General features: G+C 37.9%; 6 protein-coding genes. All 6 read left to right on the top strand.

All coding sequences use genetic code 11. From position 1 onward, the window contains the following. The first annotated feature begins 484 nt into the window (after nucleotides 1–484). The 6 genes from AMS59_RS02800 to AMS59_RS02775 all read left to right on the top strand — a co-directional run bounded on the left by AMS59_RS02800 (nucleotide 485) and on the right by AMS59_RS02775 (nucleotide 7,364). Nucleotides 485–904, top strand: a complete 420-nt coding sequence (locus AMS59_RS02800) for a MarR family winged helix-turn-helix transcriptional regulator (RefSeq protein ID WP_053482241.1) — start codon at nucleotides 485–487, stop codon at nucleotides 902–904. A gap of 11 nt (nucleotides 905–915) precedes the next feature. Then, nucleotides 916–2,127, top strand: a complete 1,212-nt coding sequence (locus AMS59_RS02795) for an MFS transporter (RefSeq protein WP_053482240.1) — start codon at nucleotides 916–918, stop codon at nucleotides 2,125–2,127. A 322-nt stretch (nucleotides 2,128–2,449) separates the two neighbouring features. Beyond that, a complete protein-coding gene (efeO, locus tag AMS59_RS02790; RefSeq protein ID WP_053482239.1) occupies nucleotides 2,450–3,316 on the top strand; it encodes an iron uptake system protein EfeO in 867 nt (288 codons plus the stop codon). A 6-nt stretch (nucleotides 3,317–3,322) separates the two neighbouring features. Next, nucleotides 3,323–4,582 (top strand): iron uptake transporter deferrochelatase/peroxidase subunit, encoded by a 1,260-nt coding sequence (gene efeB, locus AMS59_RS02785; RefSeq protein WP_053482238.1) that lies wholly within the window; start codon nucleotides 3,323–3,325, stop codon nucleotides 4,580–4,582. Then, entirely contained in the window at nucleotides 4,557–6,272 is a 1,716-nt protein-coding gene (locus AMS59_RS02780) for an FTR1 family protein (RefSeq protein ID WP_053482237.1), read from the top strand. Before efeB ends, AMS59_RS02780 begins: the two co-directional genes overlap by 26 nt. Nucleotides 6,273–6,590: 318 nt before the next feature. Beyond that, on the top strand, nucleotides 6,591–7,364 hold the full coding sequence (locus AMS59_RS02775) for a prolipoprotein diacylglyceryl transferase (protein WP_053482236.1): 774 nt from the start codon (nucleotides 6,591–6,593) through the stop codon (nucleotides 7,362–7,364). Nucleotides 7,365–8,127: the final 763 nt, after the last annotated feature.

Genomic DNA, 8,127 nt, shown 5'->3' with positions numbered 1-8,127 from the left:
GTGACGGATAGAATCAGCGTCGACGGAAAGGAATACTTCAACGACGGAAAGAAGTCTCAGAGCGACGGAAAGAACTCTGACATCGACGGAAAGAAATGCCGAAGCGACGGATAAAATTAGCGGCGACGGAAAGCGATGCCCCATCGACGGAAAGAAGTCTCAGAGCGACGGAAAGAACTCCGACATCGACGGAAAGAAATGCCGAAGCGACGGATAAAATCAGCGTCGACGGAAAGGGAGGTCTCAACGACGGAAAGAAGTCTCAGAGCGACGGAAAGAACTCCTGCATCGACGGAAAGAACCCTCGCCCCGACGGAAAGAACACCCCGAAACTGGCAGGATTTCTCACTATTTCCCTACTAGACAAATAGAATTTAAAAGTATATAGTTAGCTAGGCTAACTAATTTATCTTCATTCAGTAGAAGCTCCTACCTTTAAAGATGGGTAGATTAATGAGGATGTAATTTAAAAGGAGTGGTATTTTTGACAATCGAACAAGAATTTTTTAATCAATACCGTTTAATGTACAGACCGTTTATTAATCAAGTGAATGTGCAGTTGGAGGAATATCAGTTGTATAGCTCTCAATGGGCTCTCCTTCGATTATTAAAGGATAAAGGGCCACATACATTTGTTGATATTGCGAATTTTATGTTTATTGAAAAGCCGAGTGTGACAAGGCTTGTGCAAAAGCTTGTGGAGCTTGGCTATGTGGAAACGGTAGCGGGTAGGGATAAGCGCGAGAAGCTTGTTCAATTAACGGCTTATGGTGAAGAGATTGTGCAAGAAATTCAGGCACAATTAAAACCATTTTTTGAACAGGCACTCGCAGGCGTATCAATGCAGGATATTGAAATTGCGACACAAGTTTTAGCGAATATTTGTGCAAACATCAATCGGTAGGAGAGAGAAAAGTGGAAGCATCTAGACAAAAACTTTGGACGAAGGACTTTTTAATCGTCTCACTTATTAACTTTACCATTACATTAATTTTTTATTTATTGATGGTAACAATTGCAGGCTATGCGGTTGAGCATTTTGGGGCTTCAACTAGTACGGCAGGGCTAGTATCGAGTATTTTTATTATTGGTACTTTATTTGGTCGACTCGGGACAGGACGGATCATTGGAGATTGGGGTAGCAAAAAAACATTATTTTGTGGATTATTATTGTTTATGCTATCAACGATGTCTTATTTTATCGCGACGAATTTGCCGCTATTAATGATCAATCGTTTAGTACAAGGGATTGCACTTGGGGTGGCTAGTACGGCGACAGGAACAATTATTGCACAAATTTTACCGCCTGATCGACGAGGGGAAGGTATTGGCTATTACAGCTTAAGTGCTATTTTAGCAACAGCTATAGGACCTTTTGTAGGTATTCTTTTAACACAGCTGTTTGAAGATTATCGTATGATTTTTGCTGTTGATTCTGTATTAGCTATTGTTTGCTTTTTAATGTATTTTATCGTAAACGTTCCAGATGCACCGAAGAAGGCCAAAGAAATGGTAGAGAAAACAGGCTTTAAGCTAAGCAATTTTATCGAAATGCGCGCTGTGCCAATTGCTTTCGTGGCGCTCGTAATTGGCTTTGCCTACTCAGGAGTTATGTCATTTATGACGTTTTACGCGAAAGAGCTTGATTTAGTAACAGCGGGAAGTTATTTCTTTATTATTTATGCCATTGTTATTTTAGCGACACGCCCATTTACAGGGAAATTACTAGATACTAGAGGTGCGAACATTATTATCTACCCATGTCTAGTCATTTTTGCGATCGGTATGTATGCCTTTAGTTCGGCGACAAGTAGTGTTGTCTTTTTACTAGCTGCTGCTTGCATAGGGATAGGTTATGGCAATTTCAATTCAGTAGCGCAAGCAATAGCTATTAAAGTTACACCAAATGAGCGTTTAGGACTTGCGACATCGACATATTTTATCTTATATGATTTAGGTTTAGGGGCTGGTCCTTATTTCTTAGGATTTTTCGTCCCTACGTCGGGGTACAGTGCTATTTTCTTCGCGATGGTATTCGTTATTTTAGTGTCAATTGTCCTTTATTATTTCTTATATGGAAAACATGAAAAATTAACTTCTTCCAGTAGAAATCTCCCACCTCTATAGTTGGTGAGATGAATGTAATTTTAAGTCACTTTTCAGCGGGTGTCCAAACATCCACTGAAAGAAGTTAAAGCCTCCGGCGGATGTCACGGAATCGGAATGGAGTTCTTTGTGCAAGCACAAAGCCGATTCCGGACGCAATTATGCCGAGGCATAATTGATAACAAGCAAAAATTTCATAATTTAGAATCGTTATATTGAAGAAAAAACATCATTATCAACTAGATAATGATGTTTTTTTCTTTAAATAAAAAAACTTCTTGCAATTGACTATGATAATCATTATCATTCTCAATATAAACTATTTCGGAAGTAGGTACTTAGCATGAAAAAAACATCATTATTGTCAGTATTAGTTGCAGGGGGCATTCTTATGACTGGCTGTGGCAATACAGATGAAGCTAAAAAAGAAGATAAGCCGGCAACAGAGCAAGCAGAAAAAACTACAAAAGTTGATCTATCCGCTGAACTAGCAGCCTATCAAAAATTTGCGTTAGAGCAAATGGATCAATTCTTAATAGAGACAGAAAAATTTGTAAACGCATTTAAAGCCGGTGACATTGAAAAAGCAAAAGCAGCTTATGCACCAGCACGTATGTATTTCGAGCGTTCAGAGCCTATTGCAGAGAGCTTTGGTGACCTTGACCCACGTATTGATGGTCGTTTAGCTGATATCCAAGAAGAAGGCAAGGGCGAGGAAGAATGGACGGGCTATCATAAGCTTGAACATGCGCTGTGGGTAGAAAATAAAACTGCTGGTTACGAGGCAATAGCAGATAAACTACTAGCAGACGCAAAAGAATTACACGCATTAGTTCAAACTGTAGAAGTAACACCAGATATAATGATTACGGGTGCTGTTGATTTATTAAATGAAGTATCAACTTCTAAAATCACTGGTGAAGAAGAAATCTACTCTCACACAGACCTATATGACTTTAAAGCAAACATCGAAGGCGCAGAAAAAATCTTTGAAATCCTACGTCCGAAATTAGAAGCGAAAGACAAAGACTTAGTAGCAACTTTAGATGAAAAATTCAAAGCGGTGGATGATTTATTGGCACAGCATGCGACTGCTGATGGCGGGTATGTTTCATACAAAGAATTAACGGAAGAAAACACAAAAGCGCTTGCAGCAGCAGTTAATCAACTTGGAGAACCATTAAGTCAAATGGGTATTATTTTGGAGTGATAATAAATGACAGCATCAAATGATGAAAAATGGATGAATAAAAAAATATCTAGACGTGACATGTTAAAGCTAACAGGCATGGGGGTAGCTGGTGTAGCTATCGGTGCTTCTGGCTTAGGTGGTGTTATGAAAGTAATGGGCTATGACGTGTTCGAGCCTGTTGCGGATAGCAAGACAGCACGTAATAAAGTTGATTTCTATGGAAAACATCAATCAGGTATTATTACACCAGTTCAGACAAATATTTATTTTGCTTCTTTAGATGTTTTATTTACATCAAAGAAAGAGCTACAAGAGTTGTTCAAACAATGGACACCTCTTGTTGTACGCTTAATGAACGGTGAATTAATGGTAGATTTAACAACCAATACTAGAGTGCCAACTGGGGATACAGGTGAAGCGGAGGGCTTAGATGCTTCAAATTTATCGATTACGATAGGTGTTGGACCATCTTTGTTTGATAAGCTTGGTATCCAGCATTTGAAGCCTGAGGAATTAAAAGACTTACCTCATTTCCCAAAAGATCAGCTTCAAAAAGAGTTTACTGGCGGAGATCTTTGTATTCAAGCATGTGCGGATGATCCGCAAGTAGCGTTCCACGCAGTGCGTAATTTAGTTCGTGCAGCATCTGGTAAGGTAGAAATTAAATGGTCCCAGGCAGGCTTTAACTCTTTCCCTGCAGGTGGAGGATCACCTAGAAATTTATTTGCATTCAAGGATGGTACGGTAAATCCATCGAATACCGATGACAAAGATTTAAATAAAGTAGTATGGGTCGATAAAGGCTGGCTAAAAGGCGGCTCTTATTTAGTTGCCCGTAAAATTCAGATGCATCTTGAAACTTGGGATCGCACATCGTTAAAAGATCAGGAGGCAACATTTGGTCGTTATCGCGATAGTGGTGCACCTTTTGGGAAAAAGAAAGAGTTCGATGATTTCGATGTAGAGGCGAAGGATAGCAACGGTGAGTATATTATGCCGGATACTTCACATGTGCATTTGGCACGTAAATCAGGTGCACGAATTTTACGTCGTTCTTACTCTTATGCATCAGGTGTTATGACGAATACAGGCGCGCATGATGCGGGACTCTTGTTTATTTCTTTTCAAAAAAACCCAGCCCAATTTACAACGGTTCAAAATAGCTTAGGGCGTATGGATAAAATGAATGAATATATTACCCATCGAGGCAGCGGAGTGTTTGCTTGCTTCCCTGGAGTATCAAAGGGGAGTTATATAGGTGAAGCACTTTTTAACGCGCTGTAGTTTAGTACTTTGCTTGTTATTGGCACTTGCTGTACCAGTGCAGGCAGCGCAATCATATAGTCACTTGTACATTTCTATTAGTGATGCGCTAATGAATACGAAGCAGGACAAAGAAGCTGAGGCAGAACGTGCCCTAGAACAATTTGCAACAGATTGGGCGTCGGTCACATCTGAGCAAAAGGATGCAAAAGAAAAAGTAGATGAAATTCTTGCGCAAGCAGTTAAAGCTACTTCCAAGGATGAACGTTTAAAGGCACTGTCTGACTTGTCAAATGCCTTACGTGCTTTAGAAAAGCTTGAGAATCCTGTAGATGAAGCGGCGCAGCGAGCAGAATTTGGCAAGAAATTCAAACCTATCATGAAAGCATTTGAAGATGCCTTAGCAAGTGCTGATCTAACTACAATCGACACAGCCTATAAGGATTTTAATGCAAAATGGAAAAAAATTGAACGTCCAGTACGTGAGCAAAGTATTGCGATGTACGGCCAAATTGAAACACAAATGGCCTTCATACGGATTTCACTTGCTTCCGAAAAGCCAGATGTAGCCTTAATGCAATCTCAATATGCAGAATTAAAACAAACAATTGAGGATTTTGTAGCAGGAAATGATACGGCAAAGGTTGTAGAAGGAAAATATTCTTTAGCTACATTGATTGCTTATATTGATGAGGCGAATGATTTTATCGATGCAGGTAACTACAAGGCTGCATCTGATAAAATTCGAGAGTTTATTAAAATATGGCCGAGTGTAGAAATTGATATTTCAACACGTAACGGTAGCCTTTATACAAAAATTGAAAGTGATATGCCGATCCTCGTTAGTGACTTATTAAAGTCTAACGTCGATGTCAAAGCAATTAAAAGTAAGCTTGATACTTTCCGCACTGAAATTGAGCTAATTCAAGGAGACTCAGATTATACACTGTGGGATGCAGCATTAATCTTACTGCGAGAGGGCTTAGAGGCACTCCTCATTATTATGGCATTAGTATCGTTCTTAGAGAAGTCTGGACAAAAAACAATGCGCAAATGGATATATGTTGGTGCATTTGTAGGGATCTTACTATCAGCAGTAGCTGCTATTTTAATGTCGACAATTTTCCACTCTGCAACAGTCGATACAAGTCGAGAGCTGATGGAAGGTTATATTGGCTTACTAGCTGCCGCAATGATGATTGGAGTTGGTATTTGGCTCCATAGTAAATCAAGTGTGACAAGCTGGAATCGCTATATCTCTAAACGAATGGGCAATGCAATCTCGAGTGGCTCAGTGTTTGCGATGGCAGCCATTAGCTTCCTATCCGTCTTCCGTGAAGGGGCAGAAACACTTGTCTTCTATGCAGGAATTGCACCTAAAATGGAGACATCTCAATTTGTGCTAGGGATCGTAGTAGCACTTTTAATATTAGCTATTTTTGCATTTGTGTTATTTAAAGCAAGTGGAAAAATTCCAATTCATAAATTTTTCGCAGTGGCAACAGTGTTAATCTATGTATTGGCATTTAAAATTATTGGTGTCAGTCTGCACACTTTACAGCTAAGAGGTACTGTTTCAACAACAATTGTAGATGGCTTGCCAGTTGTCAGCTTCATAGGTTTCTATCCAACAGTAGAAACAATGCTAGGACAAGCGATTTTACTTTTACTTGTTGTAGCTACGATTTTTTATAAAAAGAAACAAAAATAAGTAGAAGGGCGGATGAATATATTTTCATCTGTCCTTTATGTGTTGAAAAGCTATTGCGTCATTAAAGTGTCAACTTCAATAAAGTAAGGCTCTCCGGCAAAATGAGGGGTGATTTCCTGGCGTCGGGGCAACAAATGTTTTCTATGCGAAAACGAAGCGTAAGCGGCAGGGTGTTTAAATATTGTATAGACCTCCTTATTGCTAAAAAAGTAAAATGATAATTTTTGTTTTTGGTTTAGAAAAAATTTGCTTTATGGAATAATAGGTGTAGTGAAAATCACCAACAACTTAAATAAATTAAGTTTAAGGAGGAAGAGTATGTATAATGAACTTCTCAAAATAGGACCGATCACCATATATGGGTATGGATTAATGATTGCACTGGGCATATTCTTTGCATATCAACTTATTGTTTATCGTGCTAAGAACCGTCAGTTTGATTTATCAAATGTTTATTCTTTGACAGTGTGGGGATTGATAGGTGGTTTTACTGGGGCAAAGCTTTTGTATTGGATTACTCAATTCCCAAATATCATCAATAATCCTAGCATTCTTTGGAATATTGGTGAAGGATTTGTTGTTTACGGTGGAATTATTGGCGGGATTTTGGCTGGTTTCATTTATTGTAAACTACATAATATTGAATTTTTGCAATACCTTGATCTTTTTGTCCCCTCAATTGCACTAGCTCAGGGATTTGGAAGAATTGGCTGTCTACTTGCTGGCTGCTGCTATGGAGAAGAAACACATAGTCCGTTTGGAATTACTTTTCATAACTCAGAAATTGCACCGAATGATATTAAATTAATACCTACACAAATTATGGAGAGTGTGTTTAGTTTTACACTATGTATACTTTTGCTTCTATTAGCGAGAAAGACTAAAAAACCTGGACTAGTTTCTTGTCTGTATTTGCTTCTTTATAGTGCAGGAAGATTTGTAATTGAGTTTTACAGAGGTGATGTAATCCGGGGACAAGTAGGGATATTTTCAACTTCGCAATTTATTGCATTACTTATCGTCCTTGTGACTAGCTTAGTATTAGTTTTATCACAATACCATAAGAGTAAATATACAGGTAAAAATGCATAGTAGAATAAGTACTATTTGACTTGGCTAAAATAACTGCGCTTCTGTCCATTATGGACAAGAAGCTTTTTTTGTCGCTTTGATAAAAATGGTTCTATAATGTTTTTTGGAGGGCGTCCGATGAGCCGCTTCAATGTTTTCCACATGACAGAGAAGATTTGTTCAAGGATGATTTAGCTGATGAAACAATTGTTTTTTGAAAAGAAGTAATAAGAACAATAGATAGTATAAAAACGACTAAAATCTTTTTCATTTTCTACAATACACCTTTACGAGTTTATCTAATTAATTATATTGTTACCTTTTCAGAATAAAGTATGTGCTTATTGAAACTAACGGGGAAGGTTTCTTCAAATAAGTAGAAATGGTATATTATTGTGTGGGGAGGATGAATATGATGAAAATTATAAAGAAAAATATACAATATTCGTTAATTTTTTTTCTACTATTTATTACATTTCAATGGTTATTTCGTGATGACATTCAATGGGGACAAATTATTGGAATTTCAATTTTATTTTTCCTTTTTAATATATTTTACGATTGGGCAAATATCCCCTATAAATGGAAGAAGGGATAAACTTATTTGAGTTATTATAGGCTAATTAATTTAAAATTGCTACGGTAGCTAACTTAAAGTTGTGGATCTGTTTAGATCTTATCGTATTGTTACTTTAACAGTTAGTCCTTTTATGGCTCATCACCAAAATCCGGGGATGACAAAATCAATGACCTGTTTCCAAACGTAAACGGAGGAAAAGATGGG

The organism is Lysinibacillus sp. FJAT-14745, from assembly GCF_001275675.1.
In the GTDB taxonomy this organism is placed as follows: Bacteria; Bacillota; Bacilli; order Bacillales_A; family Planococcaceae; genus Lysinibacillus.
Note: the sequence above shows the minus strand (reverse complement) of the source record. Positions and strands in the feature narration are given on the sequence as shown.

What these genes read in the sequence shown, in the direction of transcription:
- AMS59_RS02775 (WP_053482236.1), top strand. Translation starts at nt 6,591, where the DNA reads ATGTATAATGAACTTCTCAAAATAGGACCGATCACCATATATGGGTAT.
- efeB (WP_053482238.1), top strand. Translation starts at nt 3,323, where the DNA reads ATGACAGCATCAAATGATGAAAAATGGATGAATAAAAAAATATCTAGA.
- efeO (WP_053482239.1), top strand. Translation starts at nt 2,450, where the DNA reads ATGAAAAAAACATCATTATTGTCAGTATTAGTTGCAGGGGGCATTCTT.